Origin of the sequence: Actinomadura formosensis NBRC 14204 (assembly GCF_001552155.1) — a bacterium.
Taxonomy (GTDB): domain Bacteria; phylum Actinomycetota; class Actinomycetes; order Streptosporangiales; family Streptosporangiaceae; genus Spirillospora; species Spirillospora formosensis.
In genome coordinates, this window is record NZ_BCQQ01000008.1 from 63,743 (window position 1) to 88,691 (window position 24,949).

General features: G+C 68.0%; 16 protein-coding genes and 1 pseudogene. 6 read left to right on the forward strand and 11 right to left on the reverse strand.

Annotated elements, in window-relative coordinates; all coding sequences use genetic code 11:
• Positions 1–18 precede the first annotated feature (18 nt).
• The gene (locus AF1_RS03555; protein WP_067793538.1) at positions 19–1,953 is read right to left on the reverse strand and encodes an AfsR/SARP family transcriptional regulator; all 1,935 of its coding nucleotides are present in this window, start codon (positions 1,951–1,953) and stop codon (positions 19–21) included.
• A gap of 58 nt (positions 1,954–2,011) precedes the next feature.
• Here AF1_RS03555 and AF1_RS03560 point away from each other — a divergent pair, with 58 nt between their 5' ends.
• On the forward strand, positions 2,012–2,875 hold the full coding sequence (locus AF1_RS03560) for an alpha/beta fold hydrolase (protein ID WP_067793539.1): 864 nt from the start codon (positions 2,012–2,014) through the stop codon (positions 2,873–2,875).
• 71 nt (positions 2,876–2,946) lie between these two features.
• Here AF1_RS03560 and AF1_RS36125 read toward each other — a convergent pair whose 3' ends face one another.
• From AF1_RS36125 to AF1_RS32990, 3 genes are all read right to left on the reverse strand, one after another.
• On the reverse strand, positions 2,947–3,069 hold the full coding sequence (locus AF1_RS36125; RefSeq protein WP_255218773.1) for a hypothetical protein: 123 nt from the start codon (positions 3,067–3,069) through the stop codon (positions 2,947–2,949).
• A gap of 144 nt (positions 3,070–3,213) precedes the next feature.
• The gene (locus tag AF1_RS03565) at positions 3,214–3,894 is read right to left on the reverse strand and encodes a hypothetical protein (protein WP_131732376.1); all 681 of its coding nucleotides are present in this window, start codon (positions 3,892–3,894) and stop codon (positions 3,214–3,216) included.
• 246 nt (positions 3,895–4,140) lie between these two features.
• Positions 4,141–5,043: an N-acetylmuramoyl-L-alanine amidase gene (locus AF1_RS32990; RefSeq protein WP_084262410.1), complete on the reverse strand. Its 903-nt coding sequence runs from the start codon at positions 5,041–5,043 to the stop codon at positions 4,141–4,143.
• A gap of 462 nt (positions 5,044–5,505) precedes the next feature.
• Between AF1_RS32990 and AF1_RS03575 the strand changes: the two genes are divergently transcribed.
• On the forward strand, positions 5,506–6,468 hold the full coding sequence (locus tag AF1_RS03575) for a PLL family lectin (protein WP_131732375.1): 963 nt from the start codon (positions 5,506–5,508) through the stop codon (positions 6,466–6,468).
• A 119-nt stretch (positions 6,469–6,587) separates the two neighbouring features.
• Here the strand turns inward: AF1_RS03575 and AF1_RS03580 are convergent, their stop codons facing one another.
• From AF1_RS03580 to AF1_RS03600, 5 genes are read right to left on the reverse strand one after another with little or no spacing between them, the layout of a single operon-like run.
• On the reverse strand, positions 6,588–6,845 hold the full coding sequence (locus AF1_RS03580; protein ID WP_131732374.1) for a hypothetical protein: 258 nt from the start codon (positions 6,843–6,845) through the stop codon (positions 6,588–6,590).
• Positions 6,846–6,883: 38 nt separating this feature from the next.
• The gene (locus tag AF1_RS03585) at positions 6,884–7,576 is read right to left on the reverse strand and encodes a DUF58 domain-containing protein (RefSeq protein ID WP_067793543.1); all 693 of its coding nucleotides are present in this window, start codon (positions 7,574–7,576) and stop codon (positions 6,884–6,886) included.
• Entirely contained in the window at positions 7,531–8,244 is a 714-nt protein-coding gene (locus AF1_RS03590) for an AAA family ATPase (protein ID WP_456151172.1), read from the reverse strand. Before AF1_RS03590 ends, AF1_RS03585 begins: the two co-directional genes overlap by 46 nt.
• Positions 8,241–8,735 (reverse strand): hypothetical protein, encoded by a 495-nt coding sequence (locus AF1_RS03595; protein ID WP_067793544.1) that lies wholly within the window; start codon positions 8,733–8,735, stop codon positions 8,241–8,243. Before AF1_RS03595 ends, AF1_RS03590 begins: the two co-directional genes overlap by 4 nt.
• A complete protein-coding gene (locus AF1_RS03600) occupies positions 8,732–9,571 on the reverse strand; it encodes a DUF4129 domain-containing protein (RefSeq protein ID WP_165488315.1) in 840 nt (279 codons plus the stop codon). The genes AF1_RS03595 and AF1_RS03600 overlap by 4 nt, the downstream gene beginning before the upstream one ends.
• A gap of 1,293 nt (positions 9,572–10,864) precedes the next feature.
• Between AF1_RS03600 and AF1_RS03605 the strand changes: the two are divergent.
• A pseudogene (locus AF1_RS03605) lies at positions 10,865–12,211 on the forward strand (DUF2079 domain-containing protein).
• 133 nt (positions 12,212–12,344) lie between these two features.
• On the opposite strand, the gene AF1_RS34075 reads toward AF1_RS03605, so the two are convergent.
• Positions 12,345–12,485 carry a hypothetical protein gene (locus tag AF1_RS34075; RefSeq protein ID WP_157419134.1) on the reverse strand — a complete coding sequence of 47 codons (141 nt, stop codon included), beginning with the start codon at positions 12,483–12,485 and terminating at the stop codon, positions 12,345–12,347.
• Positions 12,486–12,818: 333 nt separating this feature from the next.
• Between AF1_RS34075 and AF1_RS03615 the strand changes: the two genes are divergently transcribed.
• Both AF1_RS03615 and AF1_RS03620 read left to right on the forward strand, forming a co-directional pair.
• The gene (locus tag AF1_RS03615; RefSeq protein ID WP_067793548.1) at positions 12,819–14,765 is read left to right on the forward strand and encodes a coiled-coil domain-containing protein; all 1,947 of its coding nucleotides are present in this window, start codon (positions 12,819–12,821) and stop codon (positions 14,763–14,765) included.
• 129 nt (positions 14,766–14,894) lie between these two features.
• Entirely contained in the window at positions 14,895–16,544 is a 1,650-nt protein-coding gene (locus tag AF1_RS03620; RefSeq protein WP_067793549.1) for an Hsp70 family protein, read from the forward strand.
• Here AF1_RS03620 and AF1_RS03625 read toward each other — a convergent pair.
• A complete protein-coding gene (locus tag AF1_RS03625) occupies positions 16,498–19,878 on the reverse strand; it encodes a DEAD/DEAH box helicase (protein WP_067793550.1) in 3,381 nt (1,126 codons plus the stop codon). The two genes, AF1_RS03620 and AF1_RS03625, sit on opposite strands and share 47 nt — an antisense overlap.
• 394 nt (positions 19,879–20,272) lie before the next feature.
• On the opposite strand from AF1_RS03625, the gene pglW reads away from it, so the two are divergent.
• A complete protein-coding gene (gene pglW / locus AF1_RS03630) occupies positions 20,273–24,838 on the forward strand; it encodes a BREX system serine/threonine kinase PglW (RefSeq protein WP_207393939.1) in 4,566 nt (1,521 codons plus the stop codon).
• Positions 24,839–24,949 lie beyond the last annotated feature (111 nt).

Sequence of the window (24,949 nt, forward strand, 5' to 3'; positions counted from 1 at the left end):
CGGGCAGCCGCCCGCCGCCTAACGGCCGCTCCGTTCCGCGAGGGCGCGCAGGTAGCGGGAGACCGGGCCCAGGGTGAGGAGGCCGCTGCCGGCGCCGGCCAGTTCACCGGCGGCCGGGGCGAGCGCGCCGTGGGCGCGTCGCATCGCCTCCCGGTCGTCCAGGGCGACGGCGGCGTGGGCGGTGAGGCACCAGAGCGCCTCGAACAGCAGGTCACGGGGCGGATCGGGGACGTCCCGCAACGCCTTGGCGGCCTCGGCCCGCCGGCCGCGCGCCAGCGACACCAGGGGCCGCGCCCAGGGCTCGTAAGGCCCCCAGTCCGCGGGGCCGGTCTGCGCCGGGCGCCCGTCTCGCACGCGCAGGCAGAGGGACGCCAGCGGCACGAGGCCCGCTTCGAGACCGGGCATGCCGCAGCCGTCGAGCCGGGCGGCGGCGTCCCGGTAGGCGGCCTCGACCTCGGCCGCCGCCCGGCCGGACGCGGCGAGCCGCATCGCCCGGTACCAGGCGGTGAACACCCCCACCAGCGGACGTTCGTGGCGTTCCGCCAAGCGGTCCGCGGCCCGCGCGTGCCCGTCGGCCGCGCCGAAGTCGGCGAGCGCGCCGCGCGCCTGGAGCCGGATGAGGTGCCCGAGCACCTCGTAATTCACCAGATCATGCCGGGCGGACAGCCCGACCAGTTCGGCACCGACCTCGTCCCGCCGGGCAGCCAGCCCGGCGCGGTCGAAGGACTGCATGAACACGCCGTTGAGCGCGAACGCCAGCAGCCTCGGATCGTCCAGCTCGCGGGCGATCCGCTCCGCCTCGCGGGCCGCCTGCCGTGCCCGCTTCGTCCCGGTGCCGCGCGACTCCAGGGCGATCGTGGCCAGCAGCCGCGCCCGCGCCGTCTCGCGCCCCGGCGGAAGCGCGGCCAATGCCCGCTCGGCCGCCGCCGCGACCTGGGCGGCCTGGTGCGGATCGTCGGACCGCGTCCAGATCGCCGGGACGTCGTAGGCGCCGATCACCCGGGCGGTGAGTTCCGCGTCGCCGAGTTCCTCGGCCGCCGCGATCGCCGCCATGCGCTGCCCGCGCGCCGCCTCCAGGCCCCCGCCGCCGGTCACCGCGAGGTTCCGCAGGATGCCGACCGTCGACTCCAGCCGCGACCGCGCCTCCGCCGCCACGGTGCGGTCATAGGTCTCGGCTGCTTGCGCCCACACTCGCGAGGCCGCGTCCAGGTGATCGGCCTGGCGGAGGATGTCTTCCTCTAGGCGACGCAACTCCGGGCCTGGATCGACCCCCAGTTGCTCTACCAGCAGCGTGCGTGCTCGCCGGAGGACCGCCAGCGCGTCCCCTTGACGGCCGGTGCGGTAGAGGGCGAGTGCCAGCAGGCGCCAGCCCTCCTCACGCCACGGATGCTCGGCGACGTGCGCGTCCAGATCCGGCACCGCGTCGGCGGCGAGGCCCAGTGCCAGCCGCGCCTCCGCCCGGCGCTCGACCGCCCGCAGCCGCAGCTCCGCCAGCCGGGCACGTTCCGCACGCGCCCACGGCTCGCCGGCGAACTCGGCGTAGGCGGGTCCGCGCCACCGGCCGAGCGCCTCGTCCAGCGCCGTGAGCAGCTCGGCCGCCGGACGCGTCGCGGTCACGGCCCGCTCGAACCACCAGGCGTCGACGCCGTCCGGTCCGGGACGCAGCGCATACCCCGGCCCCTCGGTGACCAGCAGCCGGGGCGGCGTCCGGGGCGGACGATCGGGCTCCAGGACGCGCCGCAACGCCGCCACGAAGGTGCGCACGGCCCCGACCCCGTCCGAAGGCGGATCCATCCACAGGTCGTCCACCAGCAGCGACACCGGCACGACGCGCCCCCGCGCGATGATCAGCCGGGCCGGCACGGCACGATGGCGCGGCCCCTTCAAGGGGATCACGTTCCCGGAGCCGTCCCAGGCCGTGACCGGCCCCAGCACCCCGAACAGGACGTCCACCCCGCCACGCTATAGCGCGCTCATCGGATGCTCATTCACGCGCGGCAGCCTTGGAGCCATGACAAGCATCCCTGGATTCGACTACAAGCGCGTCCCTGTCGCCGAAGGCGTGTCCCTCAACGTGGCCGTCGGCGGTTCGGGTTCTCCGATCGTCCTACTGCACGGCTTCCCGCAGACCCACCTGATGTGGCGGCACGTCGCCGAGGACCTGGCCGCCGACCGCACCGTCATCTGCCCGGACCTCAGAGGATACGGAGCGAGCGACAAGCCCGATGGGGACTACTCCAAGCGCACCATGGCCTCCGACATAGTCGCCCTGGCCCAGGCCCTCGGTCACGAACGGTTCGCCCTGGCCGGCCATGACCGCGGAGCCCTCGTCGCCTTCCGCGCCGGCCTCGACCATCCCGACACCATCACCCACCTGGCCTGCCTCGACGTCCTGCCGACCCTGGACATGTGGGACGTCATGCACGGCACCACCGCCGCCGTCGGATTCCACCTCTACCTGATGGCCCAGCCGCCCGGCCTGCCCGAACAGATGATCGCCGGCGCCTCGGACGCGTTCTTCGGCCATTTCCTCGACCTGTGGGCGAACGACCCGTCCGCCGTCCCGCCCGACGTCCGCGCCGCCTACCTGGACGCCTGCCGGGAGGCGATCCCCTCGATCGTCGCCGACTACCGCGCGTCCGCCGGCATCGACGTCGAACACGACCGGGCCGACCGCGACGCGGGCAACCGGCTGCGGATGCCCGTCACCGTCCTCCAGCAGGACTGGGGCGCCGCCCTCGGCTACGACGCCGCCGCGCTCTGGCGCGCCTGGGCGCCCGACCTGACCCACGAAACCGTGACCTGCGGCCACTTCATGGCCGAAGAGGCCCCCGCCGAGATCGGCAAGGCCCTCCGAACCCTGCTGGCCCGCTAGGAGACCCGGCCGACCGCACCGTACGTGGTCATCGGCAGGGGCACGGTACCGCTTGGCGCGGGCCAGTATGCCTACCAGGGTGGGCCGCCCTGCGTCGCCGCCCACACCCACACATAGATGATGAACGCGGTCGCCAGCAGCCCGAGAAGCAACTCCCAGTTGAGCGGCGCGCTCTGCCCCCGTCTACGTGCCATGCCCCTCGTCCGTTCGTCCGGCGCACTCGTCGCTTCCTCACATAGCCGGACGATCCCCCGCTAACCCCACCGAACGGCAAACCTCACCCGCTCAGGTGCTGCCGGCGGGACGTACCCACGCCCCTCCGCGCGGCACGATTTCGGTCAGGTCCACGTGAGCGTCCACTTGCCGTCGGCGTGGACGGTGATCAGCACGGTGTCGCCTGGCAGCGACACCTCCCCCGAGTAGCGGCCTATCTCGTTGACCAGATTCTCGGCGCTGTCCTCGGTGTAGGAGTCCACGATGAAGTTGGAATCGCCCCGGTGGGTGAGTTTCATCGTGGTGAATCCGTAGGACGGGTCCGCGAACCGCAGAACGTCATCGCCCTTGCCGGTGATGCGTTCACCGTCCCAGAGCCGTGCGTCCGACGGCGGCTTGAGACGCAAGGTCCAAGCCCCGTCAGCCTTGATCTTCAGTGCTCTGGTGTTGCTGTCCGCTTCGTCGTTGAACAACACCGTGCCCTTGTAACCGCCGATGACGTTGACCAGGACGTCGCTCTCGTCCCCAGAGGGATCGAGGGCCGAAACGATGAAGTTGCTGCTGCCCGTGTGCGTGAATGCGGCCAGCCATGCCTCGTCACCGTCCTTGATACGCACGATCTTGTCGCCACGTCCGCGGTATTTCTGCGGCTTGACCGAATGCGGGCTGGGTGTCGTGCTGTCAGCGGTGTTGGTGGAGGGGATCTCTGACGGAGGGGCCAGGCCCTTGTGCACGGCAGCCGGACGCTCGCACGCGGCGAGCGACAACACCAGACCAGCCATGACCAGGGCAAGAGCAGGCTTCATGAGATCTCCCCGTTGATGGCACCAGGCGCCGATCTCATGACGAGCCCGGTTGACTGCAATCAGAAGACCATGGATTGAAGATTGAGTCAACACGTATGGATGGGTTGATTGAGTTAACAAGACGGGCGGGGCGCATCTGGGATGCGCCCCGCCCGCCTCACAGTCTCGGGGTCAGCTCTTCACGAGCCGGGCGATGGCGCTGAGCATCACCGTGTCCGTGGTGCGCCACCATCGCCGACCTCGGGCTTACGTCGACCAGACCAGGCCCTTGGCGCTTCCGTCCGTGATCCGGCCCGTCTTGGAGCCGTACTGGACGACCTGGAACCGGACCCGGTAACCCTTCGGCACCATGTCCGCCGCAACGTTGTAATGGAGGAACGTCGCGCCGTTGCTGGCGACGTACTCGGCGAGCGGGCCCGTCGCGATGTCGCTGCCGGATTCGGCGTGCTCGATCACGCGCGCCTGCAGTTCCGTGCCGGGCGCGAGCCCCTCGATCTGGACGTTCGCGGTGAGGGCGTAGCGGGCGGGACCGATGATGAACGACGGTCCGCCCTTGTCCCAATGGTGATGCGCCGAGTCGGCGTACTCCTTGCCCCAGTTGACCGTGACCCATTCTCCGGGCGGAAGATCCTGCCTCGCGTTCATCCCGACGGACACGTAATCCGGCATGTCGTCGTCCTCCTTCTCCTTCTCCGCGGGCATCCCGGCCCGCACCCACGCGTACAACTGGTCGCCGGGGCAGCTCGTCGCGTACACGTCCCGATGCCCGAGCTTCGCCAGATTCCGCCCGGCGCGCCGGCACGCCTCGTCATAGAGCGCGCGAATGGACCGGGTGGCCGCCGGAGTGGCGTCCCCGTCCTGTCCGATCATGCAGACCCCGATGCCGGACGTGTTGTGCCCCGGCGCGTGCGCTCCGACGACCAGCCAGCCACGTCCCTCGTAGATCCGGCCGTGGACGTCGACGAGGAAGTTGTATCCGATGTCGGACCAGCCGCGCGTGCCCATGTGAAAGTCCTGGATGGACCGCACCGACTGCGTGGTGGGACCTTCGGAGTAGTGCACGATGAACTCGGTGCGCCGCCCCCACGTGACCGTCGAGCGGGACCGCGGGCGACGCGCGCCCCACTCCGCCCGGCTGATGATGTTCACGGTCGGCCTCCCAACGACACTCAACGTGACCGCAAAGCGTAGGTGGGCCCCGCCCGTTCTTCACCCCGAACGGGCTAATTGAAGCCCAAGTCACTTCGGGACCCGGCTTTACCCGTCCGGATCTCGCCCAATCAACCCCCAGGTCCGACCACGGGAGCCGAGGGCGACCGCACGTCCACGGGATGGTGGAGGGCGCGTACTCGGCCCACCTCAGATCATTCCGGGCAGAATTCAAACCTTGATCCTTTCTGAGACCTTCGACTGTCGCCCAAAAATGCCAACTTGTGGACGGCCGAAATCATCCAAAAATGCCGATCATTAGCTGTGCGAATTCTCGATCTACATTCATCAGTGCAGGTCACGGCCATGATCTCGATTCCTTGACTCTTTGATCAAATCAATTGGGACTTTCGTCCCTTTAAATGATCTAAAGAGTGGGCATTATGTAATGGGGTGATCAAAATGCACGAAGCATTACGCGCCGCACACATCACACGGCGCATCTCGGCACACCTGCTGAGGAACACGGCCATCGCGGCGGGCCTGGCCGGCCTCGCCGCCCCGCTCATGGCGGCATCCGGCGACGCGGCGGCCGCCGATCCGGCCCCGCGCTCGACCGTCGGACTCGCCATCGACGCCACCGGCACGGGGTTCGGCTTCTACCGCGGCGTGGACGACGCGGTGTACATGCGCACCTTCTACGACGCGACCGGTTGGTCCGGGCAAACCCGCATCGGCGGCCAGACCTACGGCGCTCCGGCCGCGGCCGTCGCGGGCAGCACGGTCGTCGTCGCCGTCCGAGGCGTCGACGACGCGATCTGGGTGCGCATGATGCACAACGGCACCTGGGGCTCCTGGACGAGCTGGGGCGGAAGGCTGAACTCCGCACCGGCGGTCGCCGGCGGAAGCGACGGACGCATCGACGTGTTCGCCCGCGGCGTGGACAACGCGCTGTGGACCCGTGCACTCCCCGCCGGTGGAACGCTCCAGCCGTGGACGAGCCTGGGCGGGCAGATCTCCACCGCACCGGCCGCGGTAACGATCCAGGACGGCCACATCGAGATCGCCGCAGCCGGAATGGACCACGCGGTATGGCTGAAGTCGACCTCCGGCCCGTGGACCTCCATCGGCGGCCTCACCTACAGTCCCCCGGCCCTCGCCTACATACCGCAGAGCAACGGCGTGTTCGCCCTCGTCCGCGGCACCGACGACGCCCTCTGGGTGAACGGCCTCGCCGGAGCCCCCACCGGCTGGGAGAGCATAGGCGGCAGGCTCATCGACGGCCCCACCGCCGCCGGAACCCGCGAACCGAGGCCCTACGCGATCGCCGCCGTCCGCGGCGTCGACCAGGCCATCTGGACCACCACCTACCCGACCCAGAGCGGCGGATGGTCCTCCTTCACCCGCGCCTGGCCCGTCGCATAGGCCACCACTCCGGCACAAGAGGCCGTCTTCAAGGGAAACCTGAAGACGGCCTCTCGGACGAGGAAGCGATCACCGGAAACATCAAGTGCGCACGGGTCGCCTGCGAGGTCTGACCTTGGTCAGCGATGGGAGAGCCGGAAGGCGCCGGCGAGTGCGCTCAGCCCGGCGACGACGGTGAGAACGGTGGGTGCGGGCGGTAGCAGGAGCGCGGCGGCGGTGAGGACGGCGCAGATGCCCGCCGCGGCCAAGGGCAGGAGGTGGCGCCGAAGCCCACCGGAGGCGTCCTCGACGAGGAGGAACCCGAGAAGTCCCAGCCCGGCGACCGCAGCCGCGGGGACACCGGGGTCCCCTACCGCGCAAAGAACGATGATGGCCACGGCAAGGCTCATCACGGCGGCGGACCTGATGCGGGGGATCACGAGTGCCGTCCGCGGATCGGGTGTCCGAAGGCGCCGGCGGCCGCGTCGAGCGAGCCCGCGGGCGACCAGGGCACCACGGGGATGCCGAGATCGGCGAGCCCGGCCAGCAGCGCCCGCCGGTCCAGGCGCCACAGCCGCAGCGACAGGTCGGTGGTCGCGTCGCGCTCGCCCGCCGGCGGTTCCCGGTCCAGGGTGTCGATGACGACGACCGGGTTGCCGCGGCGCCGCAGGTCCTGGACGGTCTGCACGGCCCGGTCGTCCAGCAGGGGTGAGAACACGATGACCAGGGCGCCCGGCGGCAGCGCCGACCGCGGAACCCGGACGACGTCGGACGCGATGCCGCGCGGGTTCCGGACGTCCATGACGGCTTCGGCGAGGCGGTGGAAGTGAAGCCCGCCCTGCCCCGGTGCCAGCCAGCGCAGGACCCCGCCGAACGCGACGATCCCGACCCGGTCGCCGGCCCGCAGGTAGGCCGTCGCCATCGCCGCCGCGCCGCGCATGCCGCGATCCAGGGTGCCGCGTCCCCGCGCGCCGAGGTCGGTGAACGCGTCCACGGCGAGGACGATCTCGGCCTGCCGCTGATCGGCCCGCGTGGTGACGTGCGGCCGTCCGCGCGCCCCGCTGGCCTTCCAGTTCAGGTCCCTCACCCGGTCACCGGGCAGGTAGGGGCGGATCCCGGCGAACTCCACCCCCGATCCGGCGGTGCGGGCGACATGCTCGCCGAGCCGGCGCGGCAGGTCCAGCGTTGTGATCCGCGGCCGGACGGGAGGCCCGGCGGGGAACACCTTGATCTCGCCGAGCGCGAGCACCACCCGAGCCTGATCCGCAATGCGAACCGGTCGAGCTGGGCTTCGGGCAGGGGGTAGGTGCCCTCGTACTCGATCGGGTTGTCGGTGGCCAGGACGATGAAGGGCCGCGGCAGCGGACGGCTCTCCCCGTCCGCGCTGACCTGCCGTTCCTCCATGGCCTCCAAGAGCGCGGCCTGCGTTTTCGGCGGCGTCCGGTTGATCTCGTCGGCCAGCAGCAGCTGGGTGAACACCGGCCCGGGACGGAACTTCACGTCCGACGTCCGCGGGTCGTAGACCGTGCCGCCCGTCAGGTCGGCGGGCAGCATGTCCGGGGTGAACTGGACGCGCGCGAAGTCCAGGCCGAGGACGGTCGCGAACGCCCGTGCCATCAGCGTCTTACCGAGACCGGGCAGATCCTCGATCAGCACGTGCCCGGACGCGAGGATGCCCGTCAGCACCAGTTCGAGCGCGTCCCGCTTGCCGACCACCGCCCTCTCGATCTCACCGAGGACGGCCCGGCACAGCGCCGCCGCGTCGGCGGGGGACCGGATGTTCGCGTCGTCGTTCAAGGCCACAGTTCCTCCAGACGGATCGCGACGGCGTGCAGCGTGGCCGAGTCCGGGCCGGGCACGAAGGTGTCCCCGGACGCGGGACGGCCGGGGTCGAGGAGCGGCCACAGTTCCTCGCCGAGGAGTTCCCTCGCCCGTTCGGGCTCGCGGGACAGGTCGATGCCGTGCCCGTCGGCCAGGGCGACGGCGAGAAGACGGGTGAGCAGCGGCCGGGCGGTCGAGTCGTAGTGCCGGGCCGACACCTGCGACCAGGACACCGCCCTGTTGATACGCCAGTAGGACGAGAACTGCTGAAGATCGTCCGTACCGTGCGTTTCCTCTCCCGCGACGGCTCCCAGGGGCGGCAGCGCGGCCGGAACCGCGGCGCGGGCCGCGAGCAGACCGAGGACGGCCAACCCGGCGGCCAGCAGGACGACAGCGGGCGTGCCAGCGACGAGATAACCCGCGACCAGCGCGAACCCGGCCGCCAAGACCCGCGACGCGGCCCTCATGCCCGGCTCCTGGCACGCAACGACTCCAGCGCGGCCAGCGCCTCGGCCCGGTGCCGCTCGGTCACCGGATGGACGCTGTAGCGCGCCTCCCTGAACAGCCGCGTCAGCGTGGCCGCCGCGTCCAACCCCGCCAATCCCGCGCCGGAGGCCCGGGCCAGCACCTCACCCGGGGTGTCGCTGCTCCGCGGGGCGGCTCCCGCCTCCGCCAGCACGCTTTCCATCACCGTGTAGCAGGCGACCACGGCCGCGCGGGGGTCGTCGGTGGAACGCAGCACCCGGCTGCCGGCCGCCGCCGCCGCCTCCTCAAAAGCGGCCGGCCGCGGCACGACCAGCAGGGGAACCGGTGGTCTCCCCCGCGGCCGGCGTCTGACAACGCTCCAGGCCACCGCGCTGACGACCAGGACGACGAGGGCGGCCAAGATGATCACCCAGCCGCTCGCCCAGGACGATTCCTCCCGTCCCGGCAGCGGCGGCAGCAATGTCGGATCGGGCTCCGACGGCACCGGCTCCAACGGCGAAGGCGACGGTGTCGGCAGGGGGAACGGCTCTCCCGTCCCCGGAACCCTGACCACCGTCACCAGGAGCATCACCAGCGGCACCCCGAGAATCAGAAACACGTAGCCCGCTGACAGCCACTTTCTCCACCGGCTCTCGACCGGATCGGCCCCAGTGCCCCACCGTCCCGCGACCACCAGCACGACCGTGATCGTCTCCACCACCGCGAACCCGGCCAGGTTCACCGCCGACGGCCGATGCGCGGACGGCCACGACCAGAGCCCGGCCAGCGCACGCAGCCCGATCGCCCCCATGGCCAGGAGTGATGCGGCAGCGCACACCTTTCTCATTTCCTGCGCAGCCGGAAGACGATTGGGCCGCATACCGGCATTGTGCTCCGCCCACGCCTCTCATGATCAAGTCTGGCCGCTCCCGGCCATGACACGGTGGGACGTGCACTCCACTGCCAGGGCAACACGCCCGAACATAAGGGCGAACTTCGCAGCCGACTTTCCGGCCTGCCACAAATCGATGTGATGACCTGATGGGGGCATCAATACTTTCGCGGAACCGGGTACCAGGTTCTGCCCGAGAGACATGATGACTCCCACGAAGGCGATATTGAACATCACAACACACCCATAATGCGTGCAGATTCAGCCGCCTACGATGGCCGCAGTGCCGGGGCAGCATGCGCAGCCACACCCGCTCCCGCCGATGGCAACAGTTGTGAGGACTCCAGCGTCTGTATCAACCCTTGAACAACAAGATCGTTCGGACGCCGGGGGGTGACACCTACCCGTCATGCTGAACATGGGACCCTCTCAAGGCCACCGCCCCCAGCAGGCCGGCGACGGAGCGAGCACCGAAACGCGCGCAGGGACGGCCACGTAGAGGCACGTTGACGTCCCCGGCGTAACCGATGCGGTCCCCTTGCTACATCGCCGGGTCTGCCCGCTCCTGGTCGAGGCGTTTGAGCCGTCGTCAGCGAGGACGACACGAACGCGCTGTGTCACTCGCCCGGTGACGTGCCCGGCGGACGGATCAGGGCTGAACTCGGCATCAGCAGCCGACAGACGCGCCTCACGGTGCTGGACGACGGCTTCCTCCCCGCACCACCAGGAGCCGACCCTGCCGAGCACGGCCCGCGGATTGACCCCTGGCAGCCGCGTACGCCAACAAGACCGATCAGCACGACCGCGCTGCCTGGACCTTGGTCAATCGCTGAGACCAAGACGCACGCAGCACCCTATGGTGCGCCTCTTTCAGCGGCGCCCCGGCCGCCGCAACTGCCGAGGTCCTGTACGTAACCGTGGACCATCCCCGGCAGCCGAGAATTCGCGGACGCCGCCGACCTCCACGGCCGCGCAGGGGCGCGGACCCCGCGGAAGACCCTTTATCACCAGGCCGGATGAGGCTGGAAATGGTTCGATGACCGGCCACTTCAAATTCAGTGAGGTTCCTGCGGTCCCGCGACATTGGGGAGATTCGTTACGTGACACTGTCCGGCTAAGATCATTTGAATAGTAAGGTGTGCCGTCATGAAGACGGAAGCCCTTACGTATTCAAAAGGTTTCAGATGGTCAAGCGGCCTATGTCGACCTTTGGTCGGACAGATTGATTCTCTCGTCTTGATGGTCGGACTATGTGGTATCTATGCCTCTTTTTCGCTACTTCGACATGCGCGCATAGATTCGGCCGGGTATGACCTCGGCATCTTTGATCAGGCCGTCCAGGAGTATTCGCGCTTCAACGCGCCGATCGTGCCGATCAAGGGACCTGGCGTGAACCTTCTTGGAGATCATTTTCATCCGATTCTCGCGACCCTTGCACCGTTTTATTAGATATGGCCGGATGCGCGAATGCTGCTCGTCGCCCAGGCTTTCCTGATCGCAGTGTCAGTGATCCCGGTCGCGAATCTGGCCATCGCCAGACTTGGTCGGCCCACCGGACTCGCCCTGTCCTTGGCCTACGGTCTGTCCTGGGGAATACAGGGAGCGATCGCTTTCGACTTCCATGAGATCGCCTTTGCGGTGCCCCTCCTTGGGTTTGCGGTTGCTCGTTTGATCGAAGGGCGCTGGCGCGCAGCCGTTGCATGGACTCTGCCCCTGCTTCTCGTGAAGGAGGATTTGGGGCTCGTCGTTGCGGCGATCGGACTGTATCTCGTAATAAAGAAACACTACCTTCTCGGTGCAGGCGTGATCGTTATCGGCATCGTCGGTTTCGTGATAACGGTTACGATGCTGATTCCCTACTTTAACCGTAAAAGCCAATATAACTACTGGGGGCAGGTGAGCGATGCAGGTCACCAGAGCATTTTTTGGACGATCATTGATGCGCCTGTAAGCTTGTTCCAGCATCCACAGAAACTCCTGCTCCTGCTATACCTGTCGGCGGTAACGGCATTTTCGGCACTGCGGTCACCCATCATTGTCATCGGCCTGCCTGTCGTGGCATATCGAATTATGTCAACACAATCACCTCAATGGAGCATCGGCGAGGTTCACTACAATGCAATCTTGATGCCGATCGTCTTTTTGGCCATGCTCGACGCGGTGGCGATATTGCAAACAAGTCCATTCTCAGTATCTCGGCGGTACTCTCGTATTGCACCCGCAGCCACGATCGCTATCGGAATCGCCTTACTGCCGTTCTTCTCGTTCCGGAATTTCATCGATCCCGGCTTCTATCGACCTTCGGCACACGTGATCGCGGCACGACACTTGCTTGAGGAGATACCCAGTGGCTCGTCCGTTGCCGCCAGCGACCACCTCGCAGCGCAACTCACGGACAGATGCAGGGTGACCCTCTTCGCGGACGTACATCGGCGCCCCACCACCTGGGTCATAGTCGATAGCAAGCGTCTTGCCGGCGTGCCGGCCCCTGCCGCTGTACAACGAGCCAGGTTGAACGCCCTCCCCTCAGAAGGACTTACTCTCGTAAAAGAGGAGGACGGCATCCTGCTGTTCCATCGAAACTAATCCCTGCGACAGGAGCAGTAAGCCTTTTCTGTGCGCCCAGCAGCGCAGTAGGGGAGGCCGTAACGTAGCGGTGGATCTGGTTGTTCGTAAGCTTTTTCACCGCTTCTCCATGGAAGTCCGGTTCGGGTATCTGTCAGGAGGCTCGGCACCAGGTCGGCGGCTTGGTCTGGAAGTGGGCGGGGTAGAAGCCCAGCGTCACCGGCGCCTGCATGCCCGGCGGCGCCCGCTCCTTGCTGCGGACCTGCCTGCGGTGGCAGCGGACGACCCAGGTCACGTACTCCAGCGTTGAGCGCGACAGCGGCAGCGAAGCACGGTAGAAAAGTCGGCGGGACCTCTGGTCGGGCGGATGGTTGTGGAAGATCACCCGTTATCAGAGGGTTCTTCATGTTCAGAGGTTGCCGCACCGTCCGCGGTCATGCCGTGACCAGCCTGCTCCGTACCACTGCTGAAAAGGCTCACTCCTCCGCGTTCCGGCTGCCCGGCGCCCTGGTGCTAGGGCTCCTCTACAGTGACAGCCGTGGAGCAGGCTGAAGTTGTCGTAAGGAAGCTGCCGGATACCCCTGGCCAGGTACGCACTGGGGCCGTCCTGGATCGCCAAGGTTCCAAGATGCGAGTTCGCTGGGACGACGACGGCAGCGAAGAGGACGTCACCATCACCTGGACTACTACCTTCATGCCTCGAGGGAGTATGCGCCATCAGGCGCTGGTGGATCCGGACACGCTGATCGCGCGCCTCGAAGGCGACCCGACTTCCGTGTTCATGCAGGTGCTTCGTGAGTACGGAACACCTATGACGGCAGTGACGATCAAAGAGAAGTTCAGCAATCTGGGGCTGGACATGGAGATCGTCGACCGGGCGTGGAAGCGGGCACAGGTCAAGCTGCGTACCCAGGAGAACGTGGCGGTCTCCGGCTTGAAGTACAGGTGGAAGGGCAGCAAGGGCAAGACGGCTGCCGGTGAGTCAGCGGACTCGCCGGAGGGTGAAGTCGCGTCCGCCGAGAAGCCCGGAACTCAGCAGCCGATGCCCGAGGAGTCCTCCGAGAGCCCTGGGGCGACCATCGACTCGTCGGCGCAGCCGGAGCAAGCGCCCGGTTCTGCGGAAATGGCAGCTGAGGACTCCCCCCAGGAACCAGCGGCCAAAGAGGCTGGAGGTCCGCTCGTTGACACTTCAGTGTCGCTTGCGGAAGCAATCGCCGCCGTGCTGGGGGACGAACCGGTTCCCGACCTTTCGGTTTACGCGACCAAGCCGTTGACCACCGGATGCCGTCTGGGCGAACTCGGCGATGCCCGGATTGACCGTCTGCTGGCTTCCGTGCATGAAGAGGAGCGACCGCACGCCGTGGCGCTCTTGGCCGCGCTGCCGTGCCCCTCGAAGACGATCGATGCTCGCGGCCTGACCGAGGTGCCCGCTAGTACGTTGCAGGGGGTTCTGGTCGCATCCACGGCAGAGCTTCGTGAAGAGTCCGGCGGTCCGGATTCTTCGGCCGCAGCTGGGTGGCTGCTTCAACGGGCCGGAGATCTACCTCTGGCTCCGCAACTCCTGCCGGCGTTCATCGGGCTTGCCGCGGCCGTCGCAACAGACCCGGGCAAAGACGAGCTGGCGGTTTTGGAGCGTGCCGCCCATGCCCTCTATGGATGGCTGACCCGGATGGCGAGAGAGGAGTGCGAGGCCGTCCTCCCAGAGGCGCTGGCGCGGATCGCCGTCGAACTCCCGCTCACCGTTCGGGGCGGTAGGGCCGCGCTGCTGGCTGCGGTCGGTCGGCTGTGGCCAGAGCGGGTTGCCGATGAGGTTTGGTGGCGGGACGTGACCCTGACAGCTCTGGCGGACTGCGCGACCGGAGTCCTCGGGCGCGTTACCGCACAGCCCGCGGTAGCCGAACGCGTCATAGCGCCGCTCATGGCCCGGGAGCTGGCGAGGATTACCAGCCGGGTCAGACTGGCGAGCCTGCTGGCACTCCCGCACGAGTTCGTGGCCTCCCTTCCCGCAGAGGGTGTTGCGAATGCGTTCAGGCGCGTTGCTGTGGATGACCCGCTCGTTGACTCCTGGGTGGGGGCGTTGACCGAGACCAGCCGAGTGGCGCAGCTGAAGGACGAGGTCGATCTGGTTCAGGCCGAGCTGCAACGAGCACACGGGCGGGCTGACCAGGCCGAGAAGGAGGCCCACGATCTGGCTGTCAGGTGTGAGCAGCTTGAGAAGCTCCTGCGGCAGCAGCATGAACGTTCCGTCGGCATGCGGGCTGCTCAGGAACGCCAGATGCAGATTGACGCTGTCCGGGCGCTAGCCGACCTGGCTGCGGAGGTGGAGGAACTCGCCGTGAGCGGCGCGACGCCCGAAGTTCTGGTCGAGCGCGTCCGCGTCCTGGTTTCGGATCAGGAACTGGAAGCGATTGGCCAGGCGGGTGCCGAGTCGTCGTTCGACTCGGAGGTGCATGAGCCCCTTGTCGGAGCGCCGCAGGCCGGTGAGACCGTCACCGTGTTGCGGCCGGGGTACAGGTGGCGTTCGCAGGAGGAGACACTGCTCTCAAGGGCGCTTGTGAGCTTGGCTCGGCCATGAGTCTTCGCGGCTCGAAGTGATCTGTTCCCTGCCATCGGATGCCGTCCGACTCTTCTCTTCCAGCTCACAGAGGACTACTGTTCAGTCATCGAAATCGTGTGTTAACTCGATTTTCAGACCGGAGGATAGATGGCCCAGGCGGGGGAGCAGGCGGTAGGGATCGACTTCGGCACGTCCACGTCGCTGCTTGCTGTGGGTAGCGGCGTGGGCCCGGTGGACATCGCTCCCCTGGGACGCACCACACGCTCCTTCCCGTCGATCGCCGGGTACCAGCAGGGAAACCTGCTGGTGGGCGAGGCCGCCGAGAACCTGCCCATCGCGCAGGTGATCCGCTCGGTCAAGCGCGCGATCACCGACTGTTCGGAAACCATGGAGATCTCGGACGAGCACGGAACGCGCCGCGTCGATGTGGACGAGGTCATCGTTGCGCTGTTGGCGGAGATCGGAACGCGGGCCAAGGCAGCAGGTCGCCCGCTGGATACGCGGGAACAGGTCCGCCTTGGCTGCCCGGCGATGTGGGATGGCGCGCAGCGGCAGCGGCTGCTGGATCACGCGCAGAATGCGGGCCTGCCGGTAGCGCACTCTACGTTGATCGACGAGCCCATCGCCGCCGGTGTCGCCTGGGTGAGACACCGCTACCTCCAATACGGCGAGCAGGTAGAAGGCCGACTGCTGGTCTTCGACATGGGCGGCGGAACCTTGGACATCGCTGTTCTCGATGTGGTCGGCGGGCCGCATCCGGAGATCTCCGTGCTTTCCGCCCTCGGCGTCCAACTGGCCGGCGACAGGCTGGATACGGCGATTGCCGGCGAGATCACCGAAGAGCTCGCCGGGCAGGGAATCCGGCTCGATGGCCTTCCCGAAGCCAAAACCGTCGAGGCTCTGGTGCTTCGCGAAGCGCGCACGGCCAAGATCCAGTTGACCACGCAAGCGCGACACCGGATCGTCTTCCGCGGGCTTGCCCGGACGCAGTTGCCCATCCTGACCTACACCAGGGAGCAGTTGGAGGAGTGTTTCCGCCCGCAAATGGACCAGGCCATCGGGCTGGTGTGGGCGGCCTTGCGAGCCGCCAAGCTGACAGAACTCGGCGGCCATGCTCCTGACAAGTTGCGCGGCATGAACGGCGACCGCCTTGCCGCGGACATCGACTACGTCCTGTTGGCGGGCGGGATGAGCCGCGTCCCATATGTGGAGCGGCGCATCGGTGAGCTCTTCCCCAACGCGATGATCTACGACGCGGCCGGGGTGGCAGCCGACGAGTTGATCGTCGCGGGTCTGGCCGATCCCGTCGGGTACGACCGACTGAACCTGCACCGTCCGGGATTCGACTTCGTTCTGGAGTACACCGAGAGTGGCCGAAAGATCACGGAGAAGATCTATCCTGCTTACACGCCGTTCTACTCTCCAGAGGAGGCCTGGACGAACTCCTATCTGGGCTTTGAGCGGCGGGGCGATGACTTTCCCGGCCCGAAACGCGGTGAGGGGGTGCTGCGGGTCCGCTCGACTTCCGGCGACTACTTGGCGCTGCGGTACGACGGGGAGACCAAGCACGGACTACGGCTGCAACTCGGCTGGAACATGCTGTTCAAAATTTACTGTGACGGGCAGATTCTGATCACAGACGGTGCTCGCCAGACTCGGAAGTTGCGCGTCCACCAGTGGCCGGTAGTTCGCGGCAATGGTCATGCCGAACTGGTGCTTCAGCGGGTCGATGACGCGCCACCGGTGCCTTCTACCGCCTGGTATCTGGAGAAGGAGTATGCCCCGCCGGGGCTATGAGTACGGCGGCGACCGGCGAGAGGGTGACCCCCAGATTCAGGTGGCGGGCCAGCTCTCCGCGGATATGAAGGCGCTGTTCCCGCAGATTCCGGATACGGCCCTGGTGTAGACGGATGATGCTGTGGTCGCGTCCGTCGGCCCGAAGACGTTCGGTCATGTCCTCGGTCTTGCGCATCTGAATGTCCAGCGAGCCTTCCCTGGCACGGATGCGGCCCTCGACCAGCGCGGTGTTCTCCTGGATGCGGGATCGCTCGGTGAGCATCCGGCGGGCGGACGCCTGCTCACGAGCACGCTGCCATGCCTGCCGCAGCGAGGCCGGTGGTTCGGACGGCCCGTCACCTAGAGTGCCCTCCGCCAAGGCAGTGAGAAGGAGATCACCGACCGCGGGGTCCTCTTCCAGCGTCTCAAGATCGATGGCGGTCGCCCACAGCTCGACCAACGGTCGCAAGCCAGAGGTCTCCGCAAGGTCGATCTTTACCAGGTAGCGACGTCCGTCCTGTATCCCGGGGACGGTCACCGAACCGAAGCGGGGAAGCGCCAGATCTTCCTCGCCCAGGACTTCCAGGGCCAGTTTGACGAGGGGATGTCTCGCGGACAGCAGCTCCATCGGCTCCCTGGCAGCCATGGCAGGTTCAAAGGCGCAGGGCACGGGCGTGCTGTCGTACAGCAGCGTTACGAGCTTTGAAAGCGTGTGGCGGCTGCCATCGCGGTCGATCTGACTGTGGCGCAGCCGGGTGCCGAGTTCCCGGGAGCCGATGAGCTCAAAGACGCCCTGCCGGTTCGGCCCGCGAAGACGGCCGCCGTAACGCTGGAAGAGCTCGTCGAGCAAGCGCCGAATCTCGGCCCGTCCGATGAAACGGCCGTTGGTGGGCCCATCCTCGTTGAGGCCCTCGATCAGTAGGTTATCGATGCCTGAAAGGTTGGCCTCCGAGGCGCGCAGGGCTTCCGCGTCGTGGGTCCGTTGCTCCAAGGCAACCGAGATCCGCTCGACCTCACGATTACGACCCGCGGCGTCGAGCCGGGGATCGAGAATCCTCTTGTGTATGTCGCCGAACTCGTCGCGCAAGATCGGTTCGAGTGCGCCCACTGAACCTGTGAACACTCCAATCCGGTCATAAAGCCGCTGGAAGATGTCGGTCTCGATGGTGCCGGGGACCTGTATGTTGTAGACGAAGATCTTCTCGTGCTGCTGGCCGAAGCGGTCGACTCGGCCGATCCGCTGTTCGACCCGCATCGGGTTCCACGGCAGGTCGTAGTTGACCAGCACGTTGCAGAACTCGAAGTCCAGCCCTTCCGAACCCACCTCACTGAGCAGGAGCAGGTCGAACTTCCCGGCACGGAAGTCCTTCATGATCTCTTCTCGGGCGGACGGGGACACGAGCCCGTGCATTACCCGCACGCTGAAGTGCTCACTCAGCCGTTCCTCCAGGTAGGCGAGTGTGCCGCGGAAGAAAGAGAAGATCATGACCTGGCGCAGCCCGGCGGCTCGTACCCGGTGCAGTTCTGTGAGCAAGCGGTCGTACTTGGTGTCCCTGGTCACCGGCGTAACCAGGGACTGAAGCTGCTCAAGACCGTCCAGGACTTCGTCTCCCGCATCGTCGAAGTCGTCGATCTCCTGCCGGAAGATATCAGGGTGCTTCTCGTGAAGGGCTCGCTGTGATGCGGGGATGCAGCTGGCCGCCAGCCGCAACGGCATCTGCATGGCGAATCCCGGCGGCGTCCCCATCTCTCGGGCTCGGCGCATGTACCAGGCATAGAGGGCGTCGTAGTAGGCGCGCTCCTCATTCGTCCAGTCGACCTCGATGGCACGCGGCTCGCGAACCGCCTTGCCGTTGGGCACCTCGGCCTTGCGGGTCCGGGTCAGCACACCGCTCAGCATGTTGAGATCAGTGAGCAACCTGCGGGCGCGAGCGACCTCTTCGTGGTTCAGGGGACGCTCCACCCCTAGGAGTTCCCGGAGCAGCCCATAGTCCGGGCGATCGGTGATCGCGGCACCGAATTGCGTGCTGTGCAGACTGTTCAGCTCGGTTAGCAGCTTTCGCGGCTGCCTGCGACCGGTATCAAGGAGTGACTGGGCGACACTGTTCAGGACCTGGTTCGGTTCGAGTTGCCGTTCGAAGACGAGCCGGTCTCCGAAGTTCTGCTCGTCCAGGAGGCTCATGAGGTTGAAAAGGTCGTCGTTACCGAGGTTGAGCGGCGTGGCCGATAGCAGCAGGAGGTAGTCCGCGGCGTCCGCCAACAACCGGCCGAGGGCGTGCGACTTGCTCTCCCGGTTCCGCATGCTGTGCGCCTCGTCGACGATGACCAGGTCGAAGCGTGGGTGAACTTCTGTCAGCCGCTGCAGCACGCTATCGGCTGTGCGCAGGGATTCGAGCGAGATGATCCCCTTCAGTGGTGGATCTTCACCTCGCTCGATGCGATCTGCGAATGCCTCCAGCTGGGCCGGGCTCAGGATCTCGACCGCACGATCGAAGCGACGCGTCATCTCGGCCTGCCACTTCAAGGTCAGGGAAGCCGGTGTGACGATCAGGACGCGTTCCAGCCGCAGCCGCTGTTCCAGTTCGATCCATATGAGGCCCGCCTCGATGGTCTTGCCGAGGCCGACCTCGTCGGCGATCAGCAGCCGTCCGGACGAGCCGTTGAGCAGCTTGAGCACGGGCTTGAACTGATAAGTGCGGAAGACCGTCTTGCTGGAGGCGAAGGAGTACAGGGTGTCGGTGAGTGGATGCCGCAGCTTGGTCCAGGTCAGAGTCAGGCCGATGCCCGCCGCGTCCGCCGGCGGCTGCGTCAACCAGAACGCCGGGTCGCCGGGGTCGCCCTCCACCCGAGTGAGAAGCTGCTCGCTGATCTGCTTGACCACACCGCGGATCTCGACGTCGTACTCGTAGCTACCGAGCACGGCGGAGACACCTTTGACTTGGCCGATGAGCCCGGAGTCCCTGGCTCGAACCATGTCGCCCGCGCTGAACTTGGAGTTGCCGGCGAAAGGAGTAGCGTCCTCCCACTCCATGGTGCGGGTGTAAAACGCCCGCATCAGGTGGCTGTCGTCATCGGTTGATCTCCGTCGGCTGCTCTCGGCTCTGACCGGATCGGGCCCCTCGACCAGGATCAGTGCATGCCAGTCGGAACCTTGCCGGAAGGCATAACCACCTCGATGCAGCGAGTCGAGGTAGCGGCTGGTACCGATCTCCCGTATCTCGCCGGCGAGCGCCAGCACTTCGTCGCGCCGGCCAGCGAGCGTATCGCCGATGACCAGGCAGGTTCTCGGCTGGAGTTCGGCCATCCATGCGTAACCCGCCTCTTGCGGCTCGTATCGCAGGTCGTAAGGGTGCATCGACGACTCCTCCCGCTCCCACCGAAGCCGGCGCGTCGGGTACGTGAAAGAGCACTCTAAGGCCAGATCCAAGTAAATCCGGATGGGGTGACATGGCTGTGACCAGGGCAGTTCACGTTCGTTCGTGGTTGAGCGCACCGAATACACGCAGCGGTTCAGCCGTATGTTGCAGCTAGTCGCCGAGTTGATCGAGAAATCCAAGGTCAAAAGGGGGTGCCGGCCCCGCACCGTCAAGACCGTGCTGGGGGTCGCGACCGGAACGAGCGGCCGAGTGTCTGGACTATGCGAGGACGAGCATCCGGCGGCGGCTCCTCGTCCATAGGGTCCGATGTCGGAGGGCGGCTATAGCATTTGACCACCGGGGACCAGGTGGCGGCCGGTGGGACGTACGTCGATGAGCGGGGTTGGAATGCTCGAAGGTCGGTGGACGACGGTCACGGAGTCCGAGTTCGAGCATGAGCGGCGCGGTCTGGAGGCCATCCGCGGGCAACTGCCGGACGCCGACCCGTGGCGCGCCTGGTCGAACTTCACGTTCACCGCCCACGCCGGCCATATCCGCGAGGTGGACCTGCTCGTCGTCACCCCCGGCGGCGTCCACATGATCGAGCTGAAGAACTGGCATGGCCGGCTGTCCACCGAGAACGGTACCTGGGTGCAGACGACGCCGACCGGGCGCCGCATTCCGCACGGCAACCCGCTGCATCTGGTGAACCAGAAGGCCAAGGAGCTCGCCGGGCTACTGGCCCAGGACGGTGAACGCGTGTGGGTGGGGGCCGGTGTCTGCTTCACCGACTCCTCGTTGCGGGTCCAGCTGCCGCCCGGTGACCGGCACGGCGTGCACACCGTGGAGGAGCTTCTGCGGATGCTTCGCCGTCCCCCGAACGACGAGCGCCGCCGGATCACCGGCCCCCGTTCCCGGGCGATCAAGGCCGCGCTGGAGCGGGTCGGCATCCGCCGCAGCGAGGCGGAGTTCAAGGTGGGCCCGTACCTGCTGGAGAAGAGCGCGTTCGACACCGGCCCGACCTGGGCCGACTACCTGGCCAGGCACAGCGACCTGCACGAGATGGCGCGGGTCCGGATCTACCTGAGCGAACGCGGCTCGGACGCCTCCATCCGCCGCTCGGTGGAGAACGCCGCCCGCCGCGAAGCCGCCGTCCTGCAGAGGTTCCATCATCCGGGCGTCATCCAGCTCAGGCAGTACGACCCGTCCGGCCATTCCGCCGGCCCCGCTCTCATCTTCGACTTCCATCCCGACACGCTGCGGCTGGACGAGTACCTCGTCCGCTACGGCGGCAAGCTGAGCATCCTCGACCGGATGGCCCTGGTCCGGCAGCTCGCCGAGACCGTCCGGTCCGCGCATGCCAGCCGGATTCACCATCGCGCCCTGGCCGCGCGTTCCATTCATGTGATCCCGCGCCCGCGCCGCCGCGGTGACGCGTCCGCAGACGAGGACGCCCGCTGGCTGTCCCCGGCGCTGCAGATCTCCGACTGGCAGATCGCGACGCAGCGGGCCGGGTCGGCGGGCGTGACGCGTTTCGCCCCGACCCGGCTGTCGGCGATCCACGTCTCGGACGGCTCGGACGCCTACCTGGCGCCCGAGCTCACGGCGCCGAACCCCGACCCGGTCGCGCTCGACGTCTACGGCCTCGGCGTGCTGACCTACCTGCTGGCCACGGGCAAACCTCCTGGTGCGGGCCAAGCCGAGGTGCTGGCCCGGTTGGAGGAGAGCGACGGGCTGCGCCCCAGCGCGATCGTCGACGGCCTGTCGGAGGACATCGACCTGCTGGTGCAGGCCGCCACCGCCTACCGTCCGGAGCGGCGGCTCGCGACGGTGGACGAGTTCCTGGAACTGCTGGAGTCCGTCGAGGACGCACTGACCGCGCCGACCCCCACCACAGATCCGGGTTCCGCGCCCATTCCGGAGAAGGATCCGCTGGAGGCCGTCCCCGGTGATGTGCTGGCCGGCCGCTGGGAGGTCCGGCGGCGGCTGGGCACCGGCTCGACCAGCCGCGCCTTCCTCGTCCGCGATCTGCACGCCGATCCGGCGGCCCGGGGCGGTCGCGCGCTGGCCGTCCTGAAGGTCGCGCTGTCGGACGCGCGGGCTGCGATCCTGGTCCGCGAGGCCGAGGTCATGGGACGGCTGCGTGCCGACTCCGGGGTGATCCGCCTGGTCGAACCTGAGCCGCTGGCGATCGCCGGCCGCACCGTGCTGGCCCTGGAGTACGTCGGTGACGAGCGGGTCGCCGACGAGCAGCCCGGCCAGGGGTCCCGGCACCGTCAGGAGACCGTGGCCCGCGAGCTGCGCGAACGCGGACGCCTGCAGATCGACCAGCTTGAGGCGTACGGCGACTACCTGTTCGGCGCGGTCGATTTCCTGGAGGGTGAGGGCGTCTGGCACCGCGACATCAAGCCCGACAACATCGCGATCCGGATCCGCCCGAACCGCACCCGCGAACTCGTTCTGATCGACTTCTCGCTGGCCGGCTACCCCGTCCAGGAGACCGAGGCGGGCACCGAGGGCTATCTGGACCCGTTCATCGGCGGACTGACCCGTTCGGTGTACGACGCCCATGCCGAGCGGTATGCGGTCGCCGTCACCCTGCATCAGATGGCATCGGGTGAGCTGCCCAAGTGGGGCGACGGCAAGGTGTCGCCGAGGCAGTTGGACGCGGAGGAGTGGCCCTACCCCACCATCGCCGCCGACGCGTTCGACCCGGCCGTCCGCGACGCCCTGGTCGCGTTCTTCCGCAAGGCCCTGCACAGGGACGCCGCGCAGCGCTTCCCCGAGCTCAAACCGATGCGGGACGCCTGGAAGAAGATCTTCCTGGATCTCTCCGAGAGCGTCCCGTCCACCTTCCCCGGCAGCCGCCACCCGGCGCCCGCGGGCGCGGCGGCCGGCATCGCCGACGCCGAACCGGAGAGCGCGCAGCGGCAGCGCGACAAGCGCGCCGAGCAGGCGACGCGCGAGACGCATCTGTCGGCGGCCGGCCTCACCCCCGCCGCCGAGTCGTTCCTGTACGGCCTCGGCATCACGACCGTCGGCGAGTTGCTCGATTACAGCCGGCGCAACCTCGTCAACGGTCCCGGCCTCGGCCCCAAGACCCGCACCGAAATCCAGGCTCGGCAGCGTCAATGGGCCGAGCGCCTCGGCCGGGCGCCGCGGTCGCCGCTGACGCCCGAGGGCCGCAAGGCCGCGGCGAAGGAGCTGAGCGAGGCCGAGTCGTCGCTGGTCGACTCGGTGGGGACGGGCGATTACGCCGATGCGCTGCCGGGCCGCGTGCTGCGCACGGTCAGCCTCGACGCGCTGGCGGCGCTGCTGGTGCCGAAGCTGAAGGCGGACGGTTCGAACCGCAACGAGGTCGAGATCGTGCGGCTGCTGCTGCGCCTGCCGGACGAAACCGGTCAGTTGCCGGCGATCCCGGTGTGGCCGACGCAGGCGAAGGTGGCCGGGCCGCTGGACATCAGCCGGGGCCGGGTCCCGCAGGTGCTGAAGGAGCAGCGCAAGCGCTGGCGCAGGGTGGCCGCGGTGAAGGAGCTGCGCGCGGAGATCCTGGAGCTGCTGGCCGGGTTCGGCCGGGTCGCGTCCGCCGCCGAGATCGCCGAACTGCTCACCGTCCGCCGCGGCACCGAGTTCCAGTCGCCCGTGCTGCGCCGCGCGCTGGGCCTGGCCGCGGTTCGTGCGGTGGTCGAGGCGGAGCAGTACGACCCGGAGAACAGCGCGTTCCGCCACACCCCCAACCGCGACGACGACGGCGACGCGGCGGGCGGTGGCCTGCTGGCCTTGGAAGTCGGCGAGGACGACGGTCCCGACACCCCGTCGGCGCCGGGCCTGCTCGACTACGCCGTGCGGCTGGGCAAGGTCGCCGACCGTTTCGCCCGCCTCGACACGCTGCCGACGGCCGCGACCGTCATGGGCGAACTCGGCGCGATCAGCCCGCCGCCCGGCGCGATCGACTGGGACGAGCGCCGCACGGTCGAGATCGCCGTCGCCGCCTCCAAGAACGCCGCCGTCACCCCGCGGCTGGAGATCTACCCGCGTGACCTGCCGCTGGTGCGGGCGCTGCGCCTCACCCAGGCGGGACTGGTGCGGCTGATCCCCGGCGTCCCGGAGGAGCACCAGCCCGGCCTGACCGCCGAGGAGATCCACAATCGGGTCCTGACGCGTTTCCCCCGCTTCAACGACACCGGCGACCGGCTGCCGGACGACGGCCGGCTGACCAGGGCGCTGCGCGAGGCCGGTTTCGACCTCACCCCGTCCGAACGCCGCGACACCGGCACCCGCCGGTACCTGCCGGCCGGCCTGGACATCGCCTCCAGCTACGTCACCGCCCTGGCCGCCCGCCGCTCCACCCGCAAGGGCGGCGCGGCCCGCTACTCCGACGACCCGATGATGGCGGCCGCCGCCGCGGCCGAGGAGCGCCTGGAGTCGTCCGTCCAGCGCGACGGATTCCGGGTGCTGACCGTCCGCGCGGGCCTGAGCGGGGAGGCGGTGGCGGAGCTGTCCGGCGCCCGTTTCGGTGCCGAGCCGCTGTCGGTGACGGACCTGTTCCTGCGCATCCTGCACGAGCTGGTTCCGCCCGGCACCAAGCCGACCTGGGAGACGATCCTGCGCGCGGACGCCGCCGAACCCGGCAGCAAGGCGGCGATGAGGTTCAGCGAGTACACGCGGACGGCGTGGGGCCGCCTGGAACCGGTGATCCGTGACCGGATGGCATCGGGCACCGGACCGCTGCTGCTGACCGACACCACGGCGTTCGCCCGTTACCAGGCGATGGGCTCGCTCGCCTCGCTGGCCGCCGCGGCCCGGAGGGGCGGCCGGGGCCTGTGGCTGCTGTGCCCGCAGGGCGACCCGTTCCGCGAGCCCCGTCTCGCCACCGTCGCCGTCCCCTACCAGGACGCACTGGGCGAATGGATCCAGCTACCCGACTCCTGGATCAGCAACGCGCACCGCGCCGCCTGACCCCGGGGGCGCTCACCGAACTCGCGTTCCCGAGCATCACCGCCGTGCCGATCACTACCGGGTCAGTTTTCTTGCTCAGACGCGTTCGCCGTGTTCGAGGTAGCGGGTGCT